Here is a 21,990-nt window from a genome sequence, read left to right on the forward strand (position 1 = left end):
GCGGCCGCCCCTCCCGGGCGGCCGCACCGCGCCCCGCCCCCGCACGTCCCCCTCGCACGTCCCTGGACGAAGGAGTCTGCGATGACGTCCACCGCCACGCCGGCCACGGCCGGCACCCGCCCCCCGGCGCCGGACCCCGCTCCCGCGCCGCCACGACGCGGCGGGACCTCGCGGCTCCACCGCACCGAGAAGAGGTGGGCGCTGCTCTTCGTCGCCGCGCCCGTGCTCGGCTACCTGCTCTTCATCCTCTACCCCACCCTCTTCGCGCTGTACGCGTCGCTGACGCGGTGGAACGGACTGGGGCCGATGCAGTTCATCGGGCTCGACAACTACGTCGCCCTGCTGGGCGACGAGCGGTTCCGCCAGACCCTCTTCAACACGTTCTTCTACATGATCGGCATCCCGATCGGGCTCGCGATCTCGCTGGCGCTCGCCGTGATGATGAACCGGAAGATCTTCGGTCGCGCCGCGTTCCGGGCCATCTACTACGTCCCCGTGATCTCGTCCATCGCCGCGATCGCGATCCTGTGGCAGTGGGCGTACAACGGCGACTTCGGTCTGGTGAACCAGTTCCTGGGGCTCTTCGGGATCGACGGCCCGAACTGGCTGGCCGACCCCCTCTGGGCCAAGCCCGCCATCATCCTGATGGCGGTCTGGAAGGGGCTCGGGTACTCGATGCTGCTGTACCTGGCCGCGATCCAGTCCGTGCCCCGCTCCCTCTACGAGGCGGCCGAGCTCGACGGCGCCGGCGGCTGGCAGAAGTTCCGCTCCATCACGCTGCCGATGGTGCAGCCGGTGACCTTCTTCCTCATCGTCACGCAGGTCATCGGCGGCGCGATGATCTTCATCGAGATCCAGATCATGACGCCCACCGGCGGGCCGGAGTACTCGACGGCCTCGGTCGTCTACCACATCTGGCTGCAGGCGTTCCGGTACCAGCAGATGGGCTACGCCACCGCGATGTCGGTGGTGCTCGGGCTCCTCATCCTCGTCATCACGCTCATCCAGTTCCGGCTGAACCGGCGCAACGCCGGCTTCGTCGTCGACTGAGGCCCGGGAGACACCATGACCACCACGACGCCCGACATCACGCCCGGCACCCCGCCCGGAACCCTGACCGGCACCCCGCCCGGCGCGCGCCTCGGCCGCACGGCACGCTCGCGCCTCACCGACACGGTCGTGTGGATCGTCCTCGCGGCGGGCGCGGTCTTCATGATCGCCCCGCTGGTGTGGATGCTCTCCACCTCCCTGAAGACGAAGCTCGAGGTCTTCGCCCTGCCCCCGGTGTGGATCCCGGAGGTGCCCCAGTGGGACACCTACGTCCGCATGTGGACGGACTCCTACGTCCTCGACGGCATCAAGAACAGCCTCGTCGTGTCGCTCAGCGTCACGGTGATCGGGACGTTCACCTGCTCGCTGGCGGCGTTCGCCCTCGCCAAGATGCGGATGCCGTTCAAGAACGCGATCTTCATCGGCCTGCTCACCGGCATCATGATCCCGTTCCCGACGATCATGATCCCGCAGTTCGTGATGTTCTCGAAGATCGGCTGGGTGGACACGCTGTGGCCCCTGATCGTCCCCGCGATCTTCGGCAACATCGTGATGATCTTCTTCCTGCGCCAGTACCTGTCGAGCGTGCCGGACTCCCTGGTCGAGGCGGCCAAGATCGACGGGGCGTCGTACTGGCAGATCTTCTGGCGCATGATCATGCCGATCATCCGACCGGCGGTCGCCGCCCAGTTCATCCTCTGGTTCATGGCGGTCTGGAACGACTACCTGGCGCCGATCCTGTACCTGAACACGCCGGAGCGGCAGACGCTGCAGGTCGTCATCGCCAACATGAACGTCCAGTACGCGACCCAGCGCGACTACCCGCTGATCATGGCCGCGTCCGTCGTCGCCGTGCTGCCCATCCTCGTGGTCTTCCTGATCTTCCAGCGGCAGATCATCGAGTCCGTCGCGCTCACCGGCACGAAGGGCTGATGATGACCCAGACCGACACGGCCACGCCGCCCGACACCGCCGCCTGGGGCGGGCGCCACGTGCACGACCCCACCGCGGTACGGGACGACGACGGCGTCTACTGGCTCTTCTCCACGGACGCGCGCTCCGACGGCCCGGTCCGCGGCGGCGTCCAGGTGCGACGCTCCGCCGACCTCGTGACGTGGGACTTCCACGGGTGGGCGCTGCCCGGCGTCCCCGCGCCCGCGGCGGCGTGGTCGGGCGCCGAGGGCCTGTGGGCGCCCGAGGTCGTGCGTGTCGAGACGCCGGCCGGCACGACGTGGCGGATGTACTACTCGGCGTCGACCTTCGGCTCGCGCCGCTCGGCGATCGGCCTGGCGGAGGCGCCGCACCCGGCCGGCCCGTGGACCGACCGGGGCGTCGTCGTGGCGAGCGACCACGCCGACCCGCCCGCGGGGCTCGGCCACCCCAACGCCATCGACGCGAACGTCGTGATCGAGCCGGACGGGACGCAGTGGCTCGTGTACGGGTCGTTCTTCGGCGGGATCCACGTGCTCCCGCTCGACGGCGCGACCGGGTTCGTGGCGGACGGCTTCGCGCCCGCCCTGGGCGAGCTGCACGCCGCACCGGGCCGCCTGCTGGCGCGCCGGGCGCGGGCGGCCGACGGCGCGGTCGAGGGGGCGTTCGTGCTCCCCCGGCCCGGCGGCGGATGGGCGCTGCTCGTCTCGTACGACTCGCTCGCGGGCAGCTATCACCTCCGGTCCGCCGTCGGCGACGCCGTCCCGGGCCCGTACCGTGACCGCGCCGGTCGCCTCATGACCGACGTCGACGCCGACCCGTGGACGGTCGGCGTGCCCGTGCTGTCCGGGCACCGGCTCGCCGGCGGTCCCGGGATCCTGGCTCCCGGCCACGCGTCCGTGCTCACGGAGCGGGTCCCCGCCACGGCCCCCGAGGCGGGCTCGCACGTGCGCCAGCTGCTGGTGCACCACGTGCGCGACGCGGACGCCCCCACCGAGCACCGGCTCCAGCTACGGCGGCTCGTGTGGACGCACGACGGCTGGCCGCTCGTCGCCCCCCAACCGTGGGCGGGTGCCGAGCGCGAGGTGGACGACGTCTCCCGCTGGCCTTCCGACCCGGCCGTCCTCGACGGCACGTGGGAGCAGCTCACCCCGGGCACGGACCCGACGCGCGTGCAGGACGGCGCGGCGGGTCCGCTGGAGGCCCGGGCCGCGGTGCGGTCCCTGGGCGGGGGGCGGTTCGCCTGGACCGCACCCGACGGCGCGGCCGTGTCCGCCGTCGTGCACCCGGCGTGGGACGCCGTGCGCGACCGCGCCACCCTGTGCCTCGAGGCGCTCGACGACGCGGGCCGCGTCACCCTCGCGACGAGGCTCCCGTGACGGCCCCCGTGCCGGACCGCGCGGCGGTGCGCACCGCCGTGGCCGACGCCGAGGTGCCCGGCTGGGCCGGCGGCGTCATGCTGGCGCTGCGCTGGGCGACCCTCCTCGTCGAGGTCACCGCCATGGTGGTGCTGGGCGCCCTCGCCGGCGGCGTGCTGCTCGGCCTCGGCCCGGCGCTGCGGGCGGGTGGGGTCGTCGCCGCCCGGATGACGGCGGAGCCCACGCCCTGGCGCACGTTCTGGCGTACGTGGCGCGACGGGTTCGGCCGCACCGCCGCACTCTTCGCTCCCGTCTGGGCGGTCGCCGGGCTGCTGTGGCTCGACGCCGGGGCGCTGGGCCTGCTCGACGGCTCGGACCTGCTCGGCGGGCCCGGGCGTGCGGTCCTCACCGGCGGCCTGGTGGTCGTCGGTGCGTGGGGCGCCGTCGTCCTCGCCTGCTGGCCTGTGGTGGTCGCGCGGTACGCGAGCGGGCCGGTGGCGACCTGGCGCCTCCTGCTGCTGCTCCCCCTGCTCGCCCCGGCGACGTCGGTCGCGATCCTCGTCGTGGCCGCGGCCCTGCTCGTGGCCGCCTGGGCGCTGCCGCTGCTGGCCGTCCTCGTGGTCCCGGGCTTCTGGCTGTGGGCCACGGGCCGCCTCGCCGCCGACCGGCTCGACCGGATCGACGCCCAGGTCTCGGGAGGGTCCGCGGCCTGAACGAGTTCCACAAGAACTCTTGTACAACACCTCTTGTGGGTCTACGGTGGCGGGATGACGCAGCCACCCGCCCCCACCGAGGGCACCCCGCAGGACGGCGCACCCGACCCGCACGCGGTGCGCACCGTCACCGAGGCGAAGGCGCTCGCCGCCCTCGCCAACCCCTACCGGGCGCGACTCATGGACGCGCTCAAGGTCGACGGACCCTCCACCGCGTCCGCGCTCGCCCGCCGCACGGGGCAGGCCGTCGGCAGCGCCAGCCACCACCTCAAGGTGCTGCACGACGCCGGCCTCGTCGCCGAGGCCCCCGAGCTCGCCCGCGACCGACGCGAGCGCTGGTGGCGCCTCGTCGCGCCACGGCTGCGCTGGTCGCGTCAGGAGTTCGCCGCGGACGCCGCCGCCGTGACCGCCGCGCAGGCCGCCGAGGCGCTCCACCTCCAGCGCCAGTTCGACCGGGTCCGGGAGTGGCAGGCCAACGCCGGGTCGGCGCCCGAGTGGGACGGCGCCGCGTTCGCGACCGAGACCTGGGTGCACCTGTCCCCGGAGGAGCTCGCTGCGCTCGGCGAGGAGATCACGGCCGTCCTCGTGCGGTGGGCCGAGCGCCCGCAGCCGGACGACGGTGTCGAGCGCGAGCCCGTGCTCGTCTTCGGCCGCGGGTTCCCCGCGCAGCCATGACCGCCGCGGCAGGCCACCGGGTCGTCCCCGCCGGCACCGGCACCGTCCCCCTGGCGCGCAACCGCGGGTTCCGCCGGCTCTGGTTCGGGGAGGGCGTCAGCGTGCTGGGCAACGCCACCACGTCGGTGCTGCTGCCCCTCGTCGCGGTGCTCGAGCTCGACGCCGGGGCGGCCGTCGTCGGCCTGCTCACCGCGGCGGCGTGGCTGCCGTGGCTCGTGATCGGCCTGCCCGCCGGCGCGTGGGTCGACCGGCTCCCGGCGCGGGCCGTGATGATCGCGGCCGACCTGGTGGCCGCCGTCGCCATCGGCAGCGTGCCCGTCGCGGCCGCGCTCGACGCGCTGACCCTGCCGCACCTGGTCGGCGCCGCGCTCGCCGCGGGCGTCAGCACGGTCTTCTTCCGCACCGCCTACATCGTGCTCCTCCCCCAGGTCGTGCCCGACGAGCAGCTCGAGGCCGCGAACGCGCGCCTGCTCGGCACCGAGTCGGGCATGCAGGTGGCGGGGCCGGGGATCGGCGGCGCCATGGCCCAGGCGCTCGGCGCCGCCGCCGGACTGGCCCTGGACGCGGCGAGCTTCCTCGTCTCGGCGCTGTGCCTCTGGCGCGTCCGTCCCGTGCGCCGGCCCGAGCGCCCGCCCACCGCCCCGCTGCGGGTGCGCATCCGCGAGGGCGTGGCGTTCGTCGCCTCCGACCGCTACCTGCGCTGGTTCGTCGTCGTCGGCGGGATCTCCAACTTCGGCCTCACCGGGTACACCGCGCTGCTCGTGCTGTTCCTCGTGGACACCGTCGGCCTGGGCCCCTCGGCGCTGGGCGTCGTGATGACCGTCGGCGCGTGCGGCGGGCTGCTCGGCGCCACCGTGGCGACCTGGCTCAGCCGGCGCCTCGGCAGCGCCCGCGCCACGGTGCTGCTGATCGTCGCCGGCGGGCCCCCCGCGCTCCTGGTCGGGCTCGGGGGCGGCGGCGCGCGGGTCGCGTGGACCGTCGCCGGCCTCTTCCTGGTCGGGCTCGCGGTGGTCTCCGGGAACGTGCTGCGCGGGGCCTGGCGGCAGCGCTACGTGCCGCAGCCGCTGATGGGCCGCGTCGTGACGACGAGCCAGTTCGTCAACTTCGGCACGATGCCGCTCGCCGGGCTGGCCGCGGGCGCCCTGGGCGAGGTGCTGGGCGTGCGCGAGACCGTGCTGCTCATGGCGGCCGTGCACTGTGCCGCCTGCCTCAGCGCGCTGCGCAGCCCGTTGCGCGGCCTGCGGGAGATGCCGGCACCGCGGGAGATGCCGCGGGTCGTCACGCCGTCGCGCTGACCGGCGACACGATCTCCTCGTTGCCCCCGGGCTGCACGGCCACCACCTTCTCCATGCCCTCCGCGGCGTCGCCGGTGGACTCGCGGCCCACGACCCGCGAGTCCGGGATCACCCGGCGGAACGGGCGCTCGTCGCCGCCCGCGATCCGCTCGACGAGCAGGTCCACCGCCGTGCGGGCGATCTGCTCGCGCCCCGGGTCCACGGAGCTGAGGGTCGGCACCGAGTAGCGCACGTCGTCGACGTCGTCGAAGCCGATCAGCGCGACGTCGTCCGGCACCTCGATCCGGCGGGCGTGCAGCGCGTGCAGCGCGCCCAGGGCCATCGCGTCGTTGAGGGCGAAGACCGCGTCGATCTCGACGCCCGAGTCGAGCAGCCGGGCCATGGACTCCGACCCGGTCGAGCGGTGCCACAGCCCGGCCTCGGAGACGAGCGCCGGGTCGTACGGGAGCCCGGCGGCTTCCAGGCCCTGCCGGTAGCCCTCGGTGCGCAGGGCGGCGGAACCGACCAGCTCGCCCTCGTGCGCGCCCACGACGGCGATCCGCTTCCGGCCCAGCGACGCCAGGTGCAGGGTGGCGGCGCGGGCGGCGGCCACGTTGTTCATCGTCACGTGGTCGGCGGGGGCGTCGAAGACGCGCTCGCCCAGCACCACGAGCGGGAAGTCCACCGCGAACAGCTCCACGTCGTCCTGGCCGAGCGCCAGCGGCGAGAAGATCACGCCGTCCGTGAGGTGGCGCCGCCGGCCGTCGAGCAGCTCGATCTCGCGCTCGCGCACCGACCCGGTCTGCTCGATGAGCACGGTGAGGCCCTGCTCCTCGGCGGAGCGGATCACGGAGTCCGCGAGCTCCGCGAAGTACGGCAGCCGCAGCTCCGGCACGGCGAGCGTGATCATGTCCGTGCGCTGGGTGCGCAGGTTGCGCGCCGTGGTGTTGAGGCGGTAGCCGAGGTGCTCGATCGCCTCCTCGACGCGCCGGCGGGTCTCGGGCCGGATGTGCGGATACCCGTTGACGACGTTCGACACCGTCTTGATCGACACGCCGGCCCGCTGGGCCACGTCGTGCATGGTCACGCGCATGCCGCTCACCTTCCCGACCGCCCTCGGTCGCCGGGCCGCGCCGATGCCGCGGCCGGGACCCAGACCCGCATCGGACCCTCTCCTCGATTGCCCCACACAGCGTAGGGCACGGCCCGGACCTGCAGCTCCACGGTGCCGCGCGCGTCGTCGGACGCCGCGTCGCCGTCCACGGTGCGGTAGAGCGCGAGCCCCGCGGACGGCGTCGCGCGCCCGGCACCGAGCAGCGTCGCCCCCACGCCCAGGTCGTCGTCCGGCGGCCCCACCTCGAGGCCGGCGGCGAGGTCGAGCGTCACGTCCTCGAGGACGACCCCGGGGTGGTCGACCTGCTCCAGGCAGTGCACCACGGGCCCGCGGGCCAGGGCGACGCAGCCGCGCGCGGCGTCGACGTGCGGGTGCGCGGCGAGCGCCCTCGGCTCCATCGGCAGGCTCAGCCGCACGCGGCGCGCGCCCGCGCCGACCCTCAGGTAGCCGCGCGCGTCGAGCGCCGTGGCGGCGTCGACGGCCTCGCCGTCCACCTCCAGCCGGGTGCGCCCGGGGTCCGCCCAGCCGGGCAGCCGCAGCGCGAGCGGCACCGGCGACGGCTCGTCCGCGGCGAGGTGGACGTCGCCGTCCCACGGGTAGCCGGTGCGCACCTGCACGCGCACGCCCTCCCCCGCGCCGAGCCCGGCCTCGGGAGCGACGTCGAGGTCGGCGTCGCCGTACAGGTGCACGGCGAGCGCGCCGTCCTCGGCGTCCCGGGTGGCGACCATCGTGTGCAGCGACGCGACGAGCCGGGCCAGGTTGGGCGGGCAGCAGGCGCAGGCGAACCAGCCGCGCCGGCCGGAGGCCTGGTACTCGTCCGTCCCGTCGTGGCCGGTGCGCACCTGCAACGGGTTGGAGTAGAAGAAGGCCGTGCCGTCCGTGGAGGTGGCCGCCGCGACCACGTTGAGCAGGGCGTGCTCGAGCGAGTCCGCGTACCGCGCCTCGCCGGTGGCGAGCAGCATCCGCCAGTCCCAGAGCACGCTCGCCACCCCGGCGCACGACTCGGCGTACGCGCGGTCGGGCGGCAGCTCGTACGGGTCCCCGAAGGACTCGTCCTTGTGCCGCGACCCCATCCCGCCGGTGACGTAGGTGCGGCGCCCGTGCGCGTCGTCCCACTGCCGCGCGGCGGCCGCGAGCAGCGCGTCCTCGCCCGTCTCGAGATAGAGGTCGACGACGCCCGCCAGCAGGTAGAGCTGCCGCACGGCGTGCCCGGCCACCTCGTCCGCGGCGCGCACCGGCGTCGCGTCCTGGTGGTAGGCCGGCTCGAACGGGCCGGAGCCGAGGCGGCCGTGCCCGCGCAGGTCGAGCATCCGCCGGGCCGCCTCGCGGTACGCGGGGTCGCCCGTCTCGCGGTAGAGCTCCACGAACGCCGACTCGACCTCCGGGTGCCCGCACACGAGCTCCTCGCCGTCGGCCAGGCGGGCCACGACGTCGTCCGCCCACGCCATCGCGACGTCGAGGAGGTCGTCCTGGCCCGTGGCGCGCGCCCGCGCGATCCCCGCCTGCACCAGGTGGCCCAGGACGTAGAGCTCGTGTCCCCAGCGCAGGTCGGCGTACGGGGCGGCGGACGGCGCGCCGCCGGACCCGGCGGGGGCGCCGAGCACGTGCGAGTCCAGGTAGCCCGACGGCGCCTGGGCCCGGCGCAGCAGGTCGACGACGCGCCGCGCCTCCTCCTCGTGCCGCGGGGCGCCGGCACGGGCCGACTCCCAGGCGACCGCCTCGAGCGTCTTGTGCACGTCGGAGTCCGCGAAGTTGAAGCCGCGGTACGGGCCGTCGTGATGCTCGGGGTCGGCCGGGTCGAGCAGGCGGCGCAGGTTGTCCAGCGCCCCCGACGTCTCGAGCGCCGTCAGGCAGTGCGGCAGGGTCGCGGCGGCGTTGCGCTCCTGCCACCGCCCGAGCACGCCGGCCGGCCCGAGCCGCACCGCGCCCGCGGGCAGCGGGCGGGTGCGCGCCGCGGGCAGCGCGCCGCCCACGGGCCCCGCCCCGCCCGGGGCGCCGTCGCGCGTCACTTGATCGACCCGAGGGACAGCCCGCCCTGCCAGTACTTCTGCAGGGCGAGGAACGCCACGATCAGCGGCAGGATCGACACCAGCGCGCCGGTGGTGATGAGGTTCCACACCTGCTCGCCGCCCGCGCCCGCGTTCGACAGCGTCTGCCACTGGTTGATGCCCACGGTGACGGGCAGCAGCTGCGGGTCGCGCAGCACCGCCAGCGGGAGGAAGAAGTTGTTCCACGTCGCGACGGTCGTCAGCAGCAGCACCGTGACGAACGCCGGCCGCAGCAGCGGCAGGGCGACGCGGAAGAACAGGCGCAGCTCCCCCGCGCCGTCGACGCGTCCGGCGTCGAGCATCTCGTCCGGGATGGCGTCCACGGCGTACACGCGCACGAGGTAGACGCCGATCGGGCTGAGCAGCGACGGCAGGATCACGGCCCACATCGTGTTGATCATGCCGAGCTGGCTCAGCAGCACGAACGTGGGGATCGTCAGCGCCGTCAGCGGCACCATCACGGAACCGAGCAGCATCGAGAAGTAGAGGTTGCGGCCGCGGAACCGGTACTTGGCCAGGGCGTACCCGGCCAGCACGGCGAGCACCGTAGAGCCCACGCCGCCGACGATCGCGTACACGAACGAGTTGCGCATCCACGTCCAGTAGATGCCGCCCTGGTAGGTGAACAGCTGCTTCACGTTGTCCCACAGCGCGAACTCGTCGTTGAACCACAGGGCGCCGCCGGAGCCCACGAACAGGCCGCTGTTCGACTTCGTGGACCCGACCACGAGCCACCACAGCGGCACGACGAAGTAGAGCACCGCGAGGAGCAGGAACAGGTGGGAGCCGATCCGGCGCTGTCCGGTCCGGCGCTGTCCGGCCCGGCGCGGGGAGGTCTGCTGCGTCGTCGCCGTCGTCATCACTTCAGTCCGCTCTGCTTGCGGGTGGCGTACAGGAAGACGTACGACCCGATGAACACGAGGATCCCCAGCGCGAACGCGATCGTGGAGGCGTAGTTGAACTGGCTGTAGGAGAACGCCATCGAGTACGCGTACATGTTCGGGGTGTAGGTGGTGGGGATCGCGCCCTGCGCGACCGACCGCAGCACCGTCGGCTCGGTGAAGAACTGCAGGGTGCCGATGAGCGCGAACACCACGATCATCACCATCGACGACGCGATCATCGGGATCTTGATCCGGAACGCGATCGCCCAGTTCCCGGCGCCGTCGAGCCTGGCCGCCTCGTACACCGACGGGTCGATCGCCCGCAGCGCGGCGTAGACGATGATCATGTAGTAGCCGACCCACTGCCAGGTCACGATGTTGACCAGGGAGCCGAAGACGAGGTCGCGGCTGAGGAAGTCGGGCGCGGCCAGGCCGAAGAGCCCGAAGACGTCGTTCGCGGGGCCGAACCGCGGGCTGTACAGGAAGCCCCACATGAGGGCGCCGATGACCGCGGGGATCGCGTACGGCACGAACACCAGCAGCCGCGAGGCCTTCGACAGCCGGGTGGCCAGCGTGTCGAGCACGAGCGCGATCGCCACCGCGAGGCCGATCTGGATCGGCACCATGACGAGCACGAACCGGCCCACGCGTGCCATGCCGGACAGGAAGTCCGCGTCGGTGAACACGCGCACGTAGTTCGCGACGCCGGTGAAGACGCTCTCGCCGCCCGTCGCGATGCCCTTGGTGTGCAGGCTGAGCCAGAAGGCGTACGCCAGCGGCACCAGCAGGAAGAGCACGAACACGATCGTGAACGGGGCGAGGAAGAGCCACCCCCACCACTGTCGTTTCGTGTCCAGCAGGCTCGGCCCACCGCCCCGGCTCCCGGCCCGGGCGGGCGCGGGAGCCGCCTGCGTCGTCGTCGAGGCCATCGAGGCGCTCCCTCCGGTCGCTTCCGTGCGTGTCGTCTCTGGGCGTGTCATCGGACCGTGAACCCCTGCTGCTCGGCGTAGCGCACCAGGCTGTCCTGGATGGTCGCCAGCGCGTCGGCGGCGGTCGAGCCGCCCTCGACCATGTCGTAGAGGGCCATGGTCTGGCGGTCGTAGGCGTACACCTGGAACGGGCTGAACGTGAACCCCGGGTACTGCGCGGCGGCGTCGAGGAAGACGTCGCGGTTGACCTGCTGGCCGCCGAAGAACGGGTAGCGGCGGTCGGTGAACCACGGCGCGTCGAGCGCGAGGTTCCACAGCGGGAACAGGCCGGCGTCCTCGACGCCGATCTTCCACGTCTCCTCGTCGTCGAACAGCTCCATGGCGACGGTGGCGGCCGCCTCCGGGTCCGTGGCCTGCGAGGTGACGGCGAGCGCCGAGCCGCCCTGGTTCACCTGCACCGGGTCCGCCGGGTCCCACTGGGGCAGCGGCGCGGCCTTCCACTCGGCGCCGGAGTCGGCGTCCGACAGCCCCTCGAGGTAGCCCGGCCCCCACGCGGCGGCGATGTAGACGGCGTACGTGCCGTCCACCAGGGACGTGTTGTAGTCGCTGGTGAACGCGTCGTCGCTGGCCACGAGGCCGCGGTCGATGAGGTCCTCCCAGTAGGACAGGACCTGGCGCGCCTCGGGGGTGTCGACGTCGATGCCGATCTGGTCGCGCCGGGCCGGGTCGTAGTCGAACGGCGCCCAGCCGGCCTGCGCGAACAGCGCGTAGTTGAACGCGCCGCCGTTCGTCGCGTAGTTGGTGATGTAGCCGTCGTAGCCGGCGTCGCGCAGGTCCTGCGCTGCCTGGGCGAACTCGTCCCAGGTGGTCGGCGGCTCGACGCCGTACTTCTCGAAGATGTCGGCCCGGTACAGCATGCCCACGGGGCCGCCGTCGACCGGCACGGCGAACACCGAGCCGCCGCTGGAGACGTCCGACCAGGCGCCGGCCGGGAACTGGTCCTCCAGGTCGGCCGCGCCGTAGGGCGCGAGGTCCGCGAGGCCGTCGAGGATCGTGTACGTCGGCAGGATCTCCGACTCGAGCTGGATGACGTCGGGAGCGCCGGTGCCCGCCTCGAGGGCGGTGGAGAACTTGCCGTACTCGTCGGCGCCCTGGCCCGCGTTGGTCCAGCAGATCTGGACGTCGTCGTGCTGGGCGTTGAACGTGTCCACGATCTGCTCGACGGCGGGGTACCAGGCCCAGAGGGTGACGCGGGTGGCGTCGGGCTTGGTGATCTCGTTGGTGCAGCTCGTGTTGTTCGCCGAGCCCGCGTCGCCCCCGGGCGCGCACGCCGCGAGCGACAGGCCGGCCAGCCCGGCGGCCGTCGCCGCCACGGCGCGTCGCAAGCCTCTGCGCATGCCGATTCCTCCTCGAGTCGTCCGGACCCAGATCCTCCTGGGCCGATTGGTGCCGCGCGCGGCGACCGTGGTTGACTCTACATCGTTGTACACGGTGGCTTCACCATCGCCCACTTCGACGAGGAACGTGAGACCCTTGACGGCTCCCCAGACCGATGCCCGCCCCGACACCACTGCTCCCGACGAGGCCCCCGCCGCCGCCGGCGCCCGCGTCACCCTGCACCCCGACTTCCGCCGCGGCGCCGTCGACCGCCGTCTGTTCGGCTCGTTCGTCGAGCACCTCGGCCGCGCCGTGTACACCGGCATCTACGAGCCGGGCCACCCCACCGCCGACGAGCACGGCTTCCGCCGCGACGTCGCCGACCTCGTCCACGAGCTGGGCGTGCCGATGGTCCGCTACCCCGGCGGCAACTTCGTCTCCAACTACGTGTGGGAGGACGCCGTCGGCCCCGTCGAGCAGCGCAAGCCGTTCCTCGACCTCGCGTGGCGCACCGTCGAGCCCAACCTCGTCGGCACCGACGAGTTCCTGCAGTGGGCGGAGCGCGAGGGCGTCGAGCCGATGATGGCGGTCAACCTCGGCACCCGCGGCGTCGCGGCCGCCGCCGCCCTGGTCGAGTACTGCAACGGCGAGGCCGGCACCCGGTGGGCCGACCTGCGCATCGCCAACGGCCGCGAGAAGCCCTACGGCGTGACGCTGTGGTGCCTCGGCAACGAGATGGACGGCCCGTGGCAGATCGGGCAGAAGGACGCCCACGAGTACGGCAAGCTCGCGGCCGAGGCCGGCAAGGCCATGAAGCTCGTCGACCCGTCGATCTCGCTGATCGTGTGCGGCTCGTCGTCCATGCAGATGCCCACGTTCGGCGAGTGGGAGCGCACCGTCCTGTCGTACACCTACGACCTGGTCGACCACATCTCCATGCACGCCTACTACGAGGAGATCGACGGCGACCGCGCGTCATTCCTCGCGTCGGGCACCGCGATGGACCGCTTCATCGACCGCGTCGTCGCCTCGGCGGACGCCGTCGGCGCGGAGCGGCGCAGCGACAAGGCGATCACCATCAGCTTCGACGAGTGGAACGTCTGGTACAACACGACCCGATTCGGCGGGGAGGAGAACCTGCCGATCCAGCGCGACGCCCCGCGCATCATCGAGGACGTCTACTCCGGCCTCGACGCCGTCGTGGTCGGCGACCTCATGGTCACCCTGCTCAACCACGCCGACCGCGTGCCGGTGGCCTGCCTCGCGCAGCTCGTCAACGTCATCGCGCCGATCATGACCGCGCCCGGCGGCGAGGCGTGGCGCCAGCCCACCTTCCACCCGTTCGCGACGACGTCGCGGCTGGCCCGCGGCACGGCGCTCGACGTGCGGGTGGACGCGCCGACGTACGACACCGCGCAGCACGGCACGGCGCCGGTCGTCACGGCCGCCGCGACCGTGGACGACGACGGCTCGCTCGGCCTGTTCCTCACGAACCGGTCCGACCGGGTGGTCGAGGTGGAGCTGGCCCACGTCGGCGCCGCGCTCGGCCTCATCGAGGGCTGGCAGATGGTCGCGGACCACGAGCCCGCCGTCGAGGGCGCCGAGCACGCGGCGAAGGTCGCCGAGGCCTGCTGGTCCGTCGTCGACGTCGCCTCCGCCGCGACGCCGGGTGACGCGGGCACGACCCGCGTGCGCCTCGCGCCGGAGTCCTGGACCGCCTTCGCGGGGACGTTCGCCCGCGCCTGACCGTCCCGCCGACGCCGAACTGGCGGTTGCGCACCTCCTGAGGTGTCACAAGGTGCGCAACCGCCTGTTCGGCGTCGTGTCCGGTGGCCGGCACCCGGCGGACCGGGCACTGTGACTCGCATGGGCGAGTCCCCCGCGGTCCCCCGCGCGACGTGGCGCTGGGCCCTGGCCGCCGCGACGGCGGCCGGCGTGGGCGTCGCCGCCGCCCTCGGCGCGTACGCCGACGCCCACCCGGGCGACGGCGCGCCGCTGCTGACGCTGTGGTTCACCAGCATGCTCGAGATGAAGACGTGGCTGTCCACCGCCGCCGTCACGCTCCTCCTGGTCCAGCTCGCCTCCGCCCTGGCGATGTACGGCCGGCTGCCGGGCGTCCGGGAGGCTCCGAGCTGGGTCGGCCTGCTGCACCGGTGGAGCGGCGTGGCGGCGTTCGGGCTGACGCTCCCCGTGGCCTTCGCGTGCGTCTGGTCGATCGGGCTGGAGGACGAGACCTCCCGCGTGCTGGTGCACTCCGTCGCCGGCTGCCTGTTCTACGGGGCGTTCACGGTCAAGATGCTCGCCCTGCGCGTGCACGCCCTGCCGCCCGTCGTGCTGCCGCTCCTGGGAGGCCTCGTCGTCGCGCTCCTCGCCCTCGTCTGGTCCACCTCGGCGCTCTGGTACCTCGCCGGCGGCGGCGCGTGACCGGCCCCGGCACCGCCCCCGACACCCCCGCCCCGGACGGGCCGGGGCCGTCGCGTCGCGACGTCGTCGAGGGCCTCGCCGTCGCGGTGGTCGCCGGCGTCGGCGGCTTCGCCTGGTTCGCCGCGTCCGGGCCCCCGTCGGAGGAGGAACGCGAGGAGCTCGAGGACCGGCTGGACGACGAGCAGGACGAGCTCGAGGACCGGCGCGAGGACGACGCGGACCAGGACGAGGACCGCGACGAGGACCGCGACGACGAGGACCGCGGACAAGGCCGAGGGCGAGGATGAGACGACCGTTCGGGCAGCGCCTGCCCACCCTGGTGCTGATCGCGCTGGCGGCCGCGACCGTCGGCGCGATGCTCGCGGCGCTGCGCTGACGGCCGCGCCGACGAGCCGCCCGACGACCGGACGTCAGACGGTGGCGTGCCGCCTCACCACGCGGCTGACCGTCGCGCGGGACACGTCGAAGCGCTCGGCGATCTCGCGGTGCGTGAGCCCGTCGTCGGCGAGCTCTACGATGCGGCGGTCGCGGTCCCCCCGGTCGTCGAACGCCGCGTCGGCCGTCAGGTCGGCGGCCTCCTCCGCGGTGTAGGGCGCCTCGGGCGCGTCCGCCGGCTCCGTGCCGTCGGCAGGCGCAGCCGTCGCCGGCCCCCCGTGCGCCGTGAGGAACGCGGACCGCTGGGCGAGCGCGTCTCCCAGTGCCGGGTCCGACTGCCGCAGCAGGTCGAACACCTCGACCCGGCGGGTGTGCCCCGTCTCCGGCAGCGGCTCACGCGTGCCCGGCAGGCCCGCCTCCGCCTCGACGTCCGCGGACGACCGCTCCGGGGTGACGTCGGCGGTGTCCTCGGCGATGTCCTCGGCGGTGTCCTCGGCAGTGTCCTCGGCGACGACGTCCTGGGCGGGCTCGCGCGACGGGTCGGGCCCCAGGTCCTCGTCCAGGTCGTCGAACCAGGCCGCCACGGTGACGTCGTCCACCGGCACGTCAGGTCGCTCCTCCGCCTCCACGACCTCCGTCGCGCCGGTGAGCGCCGCCTGGAGGTCGTCGGCGAAGGCGTCCGCCGCGGCGTCCTCGACCGCCGGGCGGGCGCCCGGCTCCTGCACCGCCGGCGGGGCCGCGACCAGCGCGACGGGCGAGGCCGCGGGCGCCGGCAGCGCGCGCGGGCCGGAGGGGGACGTGCCGCGGGCGACGCCGCGCTCGATCGAGCTGGCGCCGATGAGGTCGAGACGGTTGCCGTGCCGCTCGGCGGCCTCGAGCCGCTCCACCCAGACCTGCATGCGCCGCTCGAAGTCCTCGACCGTGAGCAGCTTCAGCGCGGCGTCACGCGCGGCCCGCTGACGGCTGTGCGCCGTGCGCACCTTGCGCATCCCCGCGTGGTTCCCGGTGCTGTCGAGCCGCGCGTCGCGCCACACCTCGAGGGCGGTGACGTACTGGTGCACGCGGTGCTCCCGGCGGCGCTCGTCGAGCGTGTGGCCCGTGACGAGGTGGCGCTCGCCCACCAGCGCCAGGTGCCACATGAGCGCGGCGACCAGCGGCGGCACGAACCGGAACGCGACCATGTACGGGGTGCTCGCGTCCGGCACGGCGATCTCGTGCAGCGCGGCGAACATGCCCGACGTGCCCGACAGGATCCACGTCAGGGTGAGGAGCACGCCGTACGGGCGGCCCTCCAGGGCGGCGTTGCGCGCCATGAGGGCGACGGCGACGAGGCTGACCTCGAGGAAGCCGGCGAGGGCGTACGCCTCCGCCGGGGACATCCCCGCCACCTCCAGGCCGAAGAGCACCATGCCGCTGTACGCCAGGGCGGTCGCGATGGTCGCGGCGACGACCACCGCGACCATCGGCAGGTGCCGCCCGCGGTAGCGCACCGTGGGTCGTGCGGCGGCCGGGGTGCCGGTCGTCGGGTCGTGCTGGGTCACGTCGTTCCTCCGAGAGTCGCTGATCTGGGCATATATCAGCATTCGGACTATCCAGGCGTCAACGACACGGCGGGTGAACGTCAGCCCTTGACCGCTCCCCCGAGCCCTGCGCCGCGCAGGAACAGCCGCTGGAAGACCAGGAACATCGCCACCGGCAGCACGGTCGAGATCGCCAGCGCGGCGAGGAAGACGCCCAGCTCGGTGGACGCCTCGATCGCGGGCAGCCGCACGGACAGCGGCTGGATCGCCGGGTCCTTGAGCACCAGCAGCGGCCACAGGAAGTCCTTCCAGGCCGCGATGACGGCGAACACGGACACGACGCCGAGGATCGGCTTCGACATCGGCAGCACGATCGACCAGAACAGCCGGTACGGCCCCGCGCCGTCGACCCGCGCGGCCTCGAACACCTCGCGCGGCAGGTTGTCGAAGAACCGCTGCACCAGCAGCACGTTGAACGCGCTCGCGCCGGCGGGGAGCCACACGGCCCAGAAGCTGTCGACCAGCGACCGGCCCAGCAGCGGCGGGTCGAGGATCGTCAGGTACAGCGGGACGAGCAGCACGACGGCGGGCACGAACATCGTCGACAGGACGAGCGCCTGCACGACCTTGCCGTAGCGCGGCCGCAGCACGGACAGCGCGTAGCCGCCCGTCGTCGCGACCACGAGCTGCACGGCCCACGACCCGAGCGCCAGCCACACGGTGTTCATGAAGTAGCGGCTGACCTGGACGTCGTTCCAGGCGCGCTCGAGGTTCTCCCAGGCGATGCCGTGCGGGAAGACCGCCATGGGCGTGCGCAGGATGTCCTGCGTCGGGGTGACGGCGTACTTCGCCAGCAGCAGCATCGGGCCGAGGCCGACGACGACGAGCAGCACCAGGAGCAGCACGTGCGTGCCGCCCATCCCCCAGCGGACCGCGGGACGGCGCCAGTCGGGGGCGGACAGCGCGCCGCGGTCGCCGTCGTCGGACGGCGACGCGGCGCGACGGCGCGCGGCGCGCGCCGGGCGGGGGCGGTCGGTGGTCGTGAGGGTCATGACGTGCTCCAGGACCGCGTGAGCCGGAAGTAGAGGACCGAGAAGACCGCGAGGACGGCGGCGAGCAGGAGCGACAGCGCGGTCGCGGCGCCGTAGTCGCCGCCCAGGCTGTTCTGGAACGCGTACCGGTAGATGAGCAGCAGCACGGTCACGGTCGCGTTGTTCGGCCCGCCCCCGGTGAACAGGTACGGCTCGAGGAACACCTGCGCCGTGCCGATGACCTGCAGGATCAGCGTGATGAACAGGACCCCGCGCAGCTGCGGCAGGGTGACGTGCCAGATCTTGCGCCACAGGCCCGCGCCGTCCACCTCGGAGGCGTCGTACAGCTCGGCGGGCACGCTCGTGAGCGCCGCCAGGTAGATGATGACCGTGCCGCCCGCGCCGGCCCAGGTCGCGGCGAGCACGAGCGACGGCATCGCCCACGACGCGTCCTGCAGCCACGGGTACGGGCCGAGCCCCACCCAGCCGAGGATCGTGTTGAACACGCCCGTCGGCCCGCCCTTGTAGAAGAACTTCCACAGCAGGACGGCGACGACGGGCGGCACCACGACCGGCAGGTACGCGAGCGCGGAGTACAGCCCCCGCCCGCGTCGCACCTCGCGCATGAGCACCGCGGCGATCAGGGGCACGGGGTACCCGAACAGCAGCGCGAGGAACGCGAAGTACAGCGTGTTCCTGACGGCCTTCCACAGCAGCGGGTCGGCCAGGACGTGCCGGAAGTTGTCCAGCCCGACGAACGTCGGGTCGGTGACGAGGTTCGTCTCCTGCACGCTCATGATCACGGCGCGCACGATCGGGAACCACGAGAAGACGCCGAAGATCACCAGCAGCGGCAGCAGGAAGACGAGGCTGTGCAGCCCGCCCCCGCGCAACCAGGTGGCCGGGCCCCGGCGCGGGCGGCCGGCGCCGGCCGCCCGCGCGGGTGCGGCGACGTCGCCGCGAGAAGAGGTGGTCGTGACGGTCACGGTCAGCCCTGGTCGAGCAGCGCCTGGGCCTGCGTGTTCGCGTCGGCGAGCAGGGCGTCGATGTCGGCGCCCTCGTCGGTGAGGACCGCCTGCACGACCGGGTCGAGCAGCGCGTACACCTCCTGCGTCTTCTGCGACGGCTCGCCGGCCAGCGGCAGGTCGAACATCGCGTCGGTGAACGCCGTCATCTGGTCGAGCGGCACGTTGACGTAGTCCGCGATCCACTCCTGGTTCAGCTCGTACTGCTCCTTCGAGAACATCGGCAGGACGGGCGTGCCCACGGGCTGGTCGTTCTTGGCGAGCGTCGCGGCGTCGGCGACGGCGCGGTCCTCGTCGACCAGCTTGTTGAGGTAGAAGAAGTCGATCCACTTGATCGCGGCGTCCTTCACGCCCTCGTCGACGTTCGCCGGCACACCGGCGAGGGTGCCGCCGGTGAGCGTCGCCGCCTCCGGTGCGTCGGACAGCGGGATCGGCGCGAGGCCGTAGGTCTCCGGGTCGACGGCGTTGGTCTGCACCAGCGAGGTGTAGATGTCGGAGCCGGAGGTGAACATGCCCACCTGGCCGGCCGCGAACTCCTGGTTGATGCTGCCCCAGTCGAGCAGGAAGTTGCCGCCCATCGACTCGTCCTCCCACCGCAGGTCGTGGAGGAACTGGAGCGTCTCCTTCGTGCCCGCGTTGTCGAGGGTCGCCGAGGCCTTCTGGTCGGCGTCGGTCTCCACGGTGCGGCCGCCGCGCGCGACGGTCTGTGCCGTGAGCTGCCAGCCGCCCGTGTTGTTCTGCGTCATCGTGGCGTAGCCCGCGACGCCGGGGTTGGCGTCGGCGATCTTGTCGGCGTACTCGCGCACCTGCTCCCAGGTGGTCGGCGGCTGGTCGGGGTCGAGGCCGGCCGACTCGAAGAGCTGGCGGTTGTAGTGCAGCGCCACCGGGTAGGCGTTCTTCGCCGGGATCGCGTACACGTGGCCGTCGGCCCCCGTGCCGGCCTCGAGGATCGTCGGGTTGAACTGCTCCGCGTACGGCAGGGCGCGGAACTGCGCGTCCATGTCGGCGAGCTGGCCGTTCTCGACCAGGCCCTGCGCGTCGGTGAACGGGATCTCGAACACGTCGGGCAGCGTGCCGCCCGCGAGCTGGGCGGCGAACGTCGTCGCCTTCCACTCGTACTCCTCGGGCTGCACGTCGATGTCGGGGTTCGCCTTCTCGAACTCCGCGACCTGGTCCTCGAAGGCGGCGACCGCCTCCTCCGTGGACCCGGGCAGCAGGGAGACCACCGAGAGGGTGACCTGACCCGCCGAGTTGGTGCTCTCGTCCTGGGGGTCGCCCCCGCCGGAGCACGCGGCGAGGGTGCTCGCCGTGAGCGCGCCCACCAGGGCGAGCGCGGCCGGCTTTCGTGTGGACTTCATCGTCACTCCTTGTCGATCCGGTGTCGGTCTGACCGTCGACGGGGACCGTCGGTGGTCCCCGCGGTGGTGCTGGTCGGGGGTCGGGTCGGGGCACCTCACGGGCGGAGCCAGACCGCGACGTCGGTGGCGATCCGCACGAGCGGCTCGCGGGGGTCGGCGCTGTGCAGCACGACGTCGGCGCCGGCCGGCAGGGGGACGGGCTCGGGCCCGAGGTTGACGACGCACACCAGCTCGTCCGCGCCGCCGTCGCGGGCGAAGGCGAGGACGTCGTCACCGACCGGGACCTCACCGACCGCCTCGAGCCAGCGCAGGCCGCCGCCCCGCAGCGCGGGCTCCGCGCGCCGGGCCGCGAGCGCCCGGCGGTACAGGGCGAGCATCGACGCGGGGTCCGCCTCCTGGGCCTCGACGGACAGCCCGCCCCACGCCGCCGGCTGCGGCAGCCAGGGCGCCGCGCCGTCGTCGGGCCCGAAACCGAGCGAGGCGCCGCGGCGGGTCCACGGCAGCGGCACGCGGCACCCGTCACGGCCGGGGTCGACGCCGCCCGACCGGTCGTGCATGGGGTCCTGGAGGAGCTCGCGCGGCAGGTCCTCGACCTCCGGCAGCCCGAGCTCGTCGCCCTGGTAGACGTACAGCGCGCCCGGCAGGGCGGCCACGAGCAGGGCCGCGGCGCGGGCCCGGCGGCGCCCGAGGTCCAGGTCGGTCGGGGTGTCGAACCGCTTGGCCGTGAACGCGAACGACGAGTCCGCGCGCCCGTACCGCGTCACCGGGCGGGTGACGTCGTGGTTGGACAGCACCCAGGTGGCGGGCGCCGCGACCGGCGCGTGCGCGTCGAGCGTCGTGGTGATCGACTCCCGCAGCGCCTTGGCGTCCCAGGGCCGGGCCATGAAGTCGAAGTTGAAGGCCGTGTGCATCTCGTCGGGGCGCAGGAACCGGGTGAAGCGCTCGGTGTCCGGCAGCCACACCTCACCGACGAGCACGCGCGGCTCGTCGTAGGAGTCGGCCACGGCCCGCCAGGACCGGTAGACGTCGTGCAGCTCGTCCCGGTCCACGTGCGGGTGCTCCCCGGGCCCCGGGTGCTCGGGCACCTCGGGCAGGGTCGGGTCCTTGACGAGCAGCGCGGCCGAGTCGATGCGGATGCCGGCGGCGCCCCGGTCGAACCAGAAGCGCAGGACCTCCTCGTGCTCACGACGCACGTCGGGGTGGTCCCAGTTGAGGTCGGGCTGCGACGGGGCGAACAGGTGCAGGTACCACTCGCCCGGCGTGCCGTCGGGGTCGGTGGTGCGCGTCCAGGTGGTGCCCTGGAAGTCGGAGACCCACCGGGTGGGCAGCTCGTCGCCGTCCTCGCCCCGGCCCGGCCGGAACCAGAACCGCTCGCGCTCGGGCGAGCCGGGGCCCGCGGCGAGGGCCGCGCGGAACCACGGGTGCGCGGACGAGACGTGGTTCGGCACGACGTCGACGATCGTGCGGATCCCGAGCGCGCGGGCCTCGGCGATGAGGGCCTCCGCCTCGGCGAGCGTGCCGAACTGCGGGTCGATCGCGCGGTAGTCCGCGACGTCGTACCCGCCGTCCGCGAGGGGCGACACGTACCAGGGGGTGAACCAGATCGCGTCGACCCCGAGGTCCCGGAGGTACCCGAGGTGCTGTCGCACCCCGGCGAGGTCACCCGTGCCGTCGCCGTTCCCGTCGGCGAACGAGCGCGGGTAGACCTGGTAGATCACCGCGCTGCGCCACCACTCGGCGTCCTGCCCCTTGCTCACCGATGAGCCCCTTCCACGTCGTCGTCGATGAGCAGGACAGTAATGAGCCGACGTAGAGCACGCAAGAAGTCGACAGCAGCGTTACCAAACTGCGACATCATCACGCCCAGACAGGCACAAGCGAACGGCCGGCCGGGCGACACGAGGT

At 73.4% G+C, this 21,990-nt stretch carries 19 protein-coding genes; 9 read left to right on the forward strand and 10 right to left on the reverse strand.

Annotated features, from left to right (window positions below):
• Positions 1-81: 81 nt before the first annotated feature.
• Genes ACFQ8Y_RS21175 through ACFQ8Y_RS21200 form a run of 6 tightly spaced genes read left to right on the forward strand, consistent with a single transcriptional unit; the run spans position 82 to position 6,021 of the window.
• Positions 82-1,050 carry a carbohydrate ABC transporter permease gene (locus tag ACFQ8Y_RS21175; protein ID WP_430549521.1) on the forward strand — a complete coding sequence of 323 codons (969 nt, stop codon included), beginning with the start codon at positions 82-84 and terminating at the stop codon, positions 1,048-1,050.
• Positions 1,051-1,065: 15 nt separating this feature from the next.
• A complete protein-coding gene (locus ACFQ8Y_RS21180; protein ID WP_430549520.1) occupies positions 1,066-1,983 on the forward strand; it encodes a carbohydrate ABC transporter permease in 918 nt (305 codons plus the stop codon).
• 2 nt (positions 1,984-1,985) lie between these two features.
• The gene (locus ACFQ8Y_RS21185; protein WP_430586667.1) at positions 1,986-3,359 is read left to right on the forward strand and encodes an arabinan endo-1,5-alpha-L-arabinosidase; all 1,374 of its coding nucleotides are present in this window, start codon (positions 1,986-1,988) and stop codon (positions 3,357-3,359) included.
• The gene (locus ACFQ8Y_RS21190; protein ID WP_430586668.1) at positions 3,356-4,051 is read left to right on the forward strand and encodes a DUF624 domain-containing protein; all 696 of its coding nucleotides are present in this window, start codon (positions 3,356-3,358) and stop codon (positions 4,049-4,051) included. Before ACFQ8Y_RS21185 ends, ACFQ8Y_RS21190 begins: the two co-directional genes overlap by 4 nt.
• A 54-nt stretch (positions 4,052-4,105) precedes the next feature.
• Positions 4,106-4,726, forward strand: a complete 621-nt coding sequence (locus ACFQ8Y_RS21195; RefSeq protein WP_430549517.1) for an ArsR/SmtB family transcription factor — start codon at positions 4,106-4,108, stop codon at positions 4,724-4,726.
• Complete coding sequence (locus ACFQ8Y_RS21200; protein ID WP_430586669.1) at positions 4,723-6,021, forward strand: MFS transporter; 1,299 nt, start codon at positions 4,723-4,725, stop codon at positions 6,019-6,021. Before ACFQ8Y_RS21195 ends, ACFQ8Y_RS21200 begins: the two co-directional genes overlap by 4 nt.
• On the opposite strand, the gene ACFQ8Y_RS21205 is transcribed toward ACFQ8Y_RS21200, so the two are convergent.
• The 5 genes from ACFQ8Y_RS21205 to ACFQ8Y_RS21225 are packed head-to-tail and all read right to left on the reverse strand — an operon-like array spanning position 6,005 to position 12,372.
• Complete coding sequence (locus ACFQ8Y_RS21205) at positions 6,005-7,093, reverse strand: LacI family DNA-binding transcriptional regulator (RefSeq protein WP_430549515.1); 1,089 nt, start codon at positions 7,091-7,093, stop codon at positions 6,005-6,007. The two genes, ACFQ8Y_RS21200 and ACFQ8Y_RS21205, sit on opposite strands and share 17 nt — an antisense overlap.
• Positions 7,094-7,098: 5 nt before the next feature.
• Positions 7,099-9,123: a glycoside hydrolase family 127 protein gene (locus ACFQ8Y_RS21210; RefSeq protein WP_430586670.1), complete on the reverse strand. Its 2,025-nt coding sequence runs from the start codon at positions 9,121-9,123 to the stop codon at positions 7,099-7,101.
• Positions 9,120-10,022, reverse strand: coding sequence for a carbohydrate ABC transporter permease (locus ACFQ8Y_RS21215; protein WP_430586671.1), 903 nt, complete (start codon positions 10,020-10,022; stop codon positions 9,120-9,122). Before ACFQ8Y_RS21215 ends, ACFQ8Y_RS21210 begins: the two co-directional genes overlap by 4 nt.
• Positions 10,022-10,975, reverse strand: coding sequence for a carbohydrate ABC transporter permease (locus ACFQ8Y_RS21220; RefSeq protein WP_430586672.1), 954 nt, complete (start codon positions 10,973-10,975; stop codon positions 10,022-10,024). The genes ACFQ8Y_RS21215 and ACFQ8Y_RS21220 overlap by 1 nt, the downstream gene beginning before the upstream one ends.
• Before the next feature lie 47 nt (positions 10,976-11,022).
• Entirely contained in the window at positions 11,023-12,372 is a 1,350-nt protein-coding gene (locus tag ACFQ8Y_RS21225) for an ABC transporter substrate-binding protein (protein ID WP_430586673.1), read from the reverse strand.
• Positions 12,373-12,589: 217 nt separating this feature from the next.
• Here ACFQ8Y_RS21225 and ACFQ8Y_RS21230 point away from each other — a divergent pair, with 217 nt between their 5' ends.
• The 3 genes from ACFQ8Y_RS21230 to ACFQ8Y_RS21240 all read left to right on the forward strand — a co-directional run bounded on the left by ACFQ8Y_RS21230 (position 12,590) and on the right by ACFQ8Y_RS21240 (position 15,063).
• Complete coding sequence (locus ACFQ8Y_RS21230) at positions 12,590-14,098, forward strand: alpha-N-arabinofuranosidase (protein ID WP_430586680.1); 1,509 nt, start codon at positions 12,590-12,592, stop codon at positions 14,096-14,098.
• A gap of 120 nt (positions 14,099-14,218) precedes the next feature.
• Complete coding sequence (locus ACFQ8Y_RS21235) at positions 14,219-14,776, forward strand: DUF6529 family protein (RefSeq protein ID WP_430586674.1); 558 nt, start codon at positions 14,219-14,221, stop codon at positions 14,774-14,776.
• Positions 14,773-15,063, forward strand: coding sequence for a hypothetical protein (locus ACFQ8Y_RS21240; RefSeq protein ID WP_430586675.1), 291 nt, complete (start codon positions 14,773-14,775; stop codon positions 15,061-15,063). The genes ACFQ8Y_RS21235 and ACFQ8Y_RS21240 overlap by 4 nt, the downstream gene beginning before the upstream one ends.
• A gap of 123 nt (positions 15,064-15,186) precedes the next feature.
• Here the strand turns inward: ACFQ8Y_RS21240 and ACFQ8Y_RS21245 are convergent, their stop codons facing one another.
• From ACFQ8Y_RS21245 to ACFQ8Y_RS21265, 5 genes are all read right to left on the reverse strand, one after another.
• Positions 15,187-16,692, reverse strand: a complete 1,506-nt coding sequence (locus tag ACFQ8Y_RS21245; RefSeq protein ID WP_430586676.1) for a helix-turn-helix domain-containing protein — start codon at positions 16,690-16,692, stop codon at positions 15,187-15,189.
• A gap of 80 nt (positions 16,693-16,772) precedes the next feature.
• A complete protein-coding gene (locus ACFQ8Y_RS21250; RefSeq protein WP_430586677.1) occupies positions 16,773-17,723 on the reverse strand; it encodes a carbohydrate ABC transporter permease in 951 nt (316 codons plus the stop codon).
• Positions 17,720-18,688 carry a carbohydrate ABC transporter permease gene (locus ACFQ8Y_RS21255; RefSeq protein WP_430586678.1) on the reverse strand — a complete coding sequence of 323 codons (969 nt, stop codon included), beginning with the start codon at positions 18,686-18,688 and terminating at the stop codon, positions 17,720-17,722. Before ACFQ8Y_RS21255 ends, ACFQ8Y_RS21250 begins: the two co-directional genes overlap by 4 nt.
• Positions 18,689-18,690: 2 nt before the next feature.
• A complete protein-coding gene (locus tag ACFQ8Y_RS21260) occupies positions 18,691-20,085 on the reverse strand; it encodes an extracellular solute-binding protein (RefSeq protein ID WP_430549504.1) in 1,395 nt (464 codons plus the stop codon).
• 95 nt (positions 20,086-20,180) lie between these two features.
• Positions 20,181-21,842 (reverse strand): glycoside hydrolase family 13 protein, encoded by a 1,662-nt coding sequence (locus ACFQ8Y_RS21265; protein ID WP_430586679.1) that lies wholly within the window; start codon positions 21,840-21,842, stop codon positions 20,181-20,183.
• Positions 21,843-21,990 lie beyond the last annotated feature (148 nt).

Source organism: Isoptericola sp. NPDC056605, from assembly GCF_042792795.1.
Lineage (GTDB): Bacteria > Actinomycetota > Actinomycetes > Actinomycetales > Cellulomonadaceae > Isoptericola.

Excerpts from the sequence above, each read along its gene's own strand:
- ACFQ8Y_RS21175 (WP_430549521.1), top strand. The coding sequence starts at position 82 with ATGACGTCCACCGCCACGCCGGCCACGGCCGGCACCCGCCCCCCGGCG.
- ACFQ8Y_RS21180 (WP_430549520.1), top strand. The coding sequence starts at position 1,066 with ATGACCACCACGACGCCCGACATCACGCCCGGCACCCCGCCCGGAACC.
- ACFQ8Y_RS21185 (WP_430586667.1), top strand. The coding sequence starts at position 1,986 with ATGACCCAGACCGACACGGCCACGCCGCCCGACACCGCCGCCTGGGGC.
- ACFQ8Y_RS21195 (WP_430549517.1), top strand. The coding sequence starts at position 4,106 with ATGACGCAGCCACCCGCCCCCACCGAGGGCACCCCGCAGGACGGCGCA.
- ACFQ8Y_RS21220 (WP_430586672.1), bottom strand. The coding sequence starts at position 10,975 with ATGGCCTCGACGACGACGCAGGCGGCTCCCGCGCCCGCCCGGGCCGGG.
- ACFQ8Y_RS21215 (WP_430586671.1), bottom strand. The coding sequence starts at position 10,022 with ATGACGACGGCGACGACGCAGCAGACCTCCCCGCGCCGGGCCGGACAG.
- ACFQ8Y_RS21225 (WP_430586673.1), bottom strand. The coding sequence starts at position 12,372 with ATGCGCAGAGGCTTGCGACGCGCCGTGGCGGCGACGGCCGCCGGGCTG.
- ACFQ8Y_RS21260 (WP_430549504.1), bottom strand. The coding sequence starts at position 20,085 with ATGAAGTCCACACGAAAGCCGGCCGCGCTCGCCCTGGTGGGCGCGCTC.
- ACFQ8Y_RS21250 (WP_430586677.1), bottom strand. The coding sequence starts at position 17,723 with ATGACCCTCACGACCACCGACCGCCCCCGCCCGGCGCGCGCCGCGCGC.
- ACFQ8Y_RS21200 (WP_430586669.1), top strand. The coding sequence starts at position 4,723 with ATGACCGCCGCGGCAGGCCACCGGGTCGTCCCCGCCGGCACCGGCACC.
- ACFQ8Y_RS21235 (WP_430586674.1), top strand. The coding sequence starts at position 14,219 with ATGGGCGAGTCCCCCGCGGTCCCCCGCGCGACGTGGCGCTGGGCCCTG.
- ACFQ8Y_RS21205 (WP_430549515.1), bottom strand. The coding sequence starts at position 7,093 with ATGCGCGTGACCATGCACGACGTGGCCCAGCGGGCCGGCGTGTCGATC.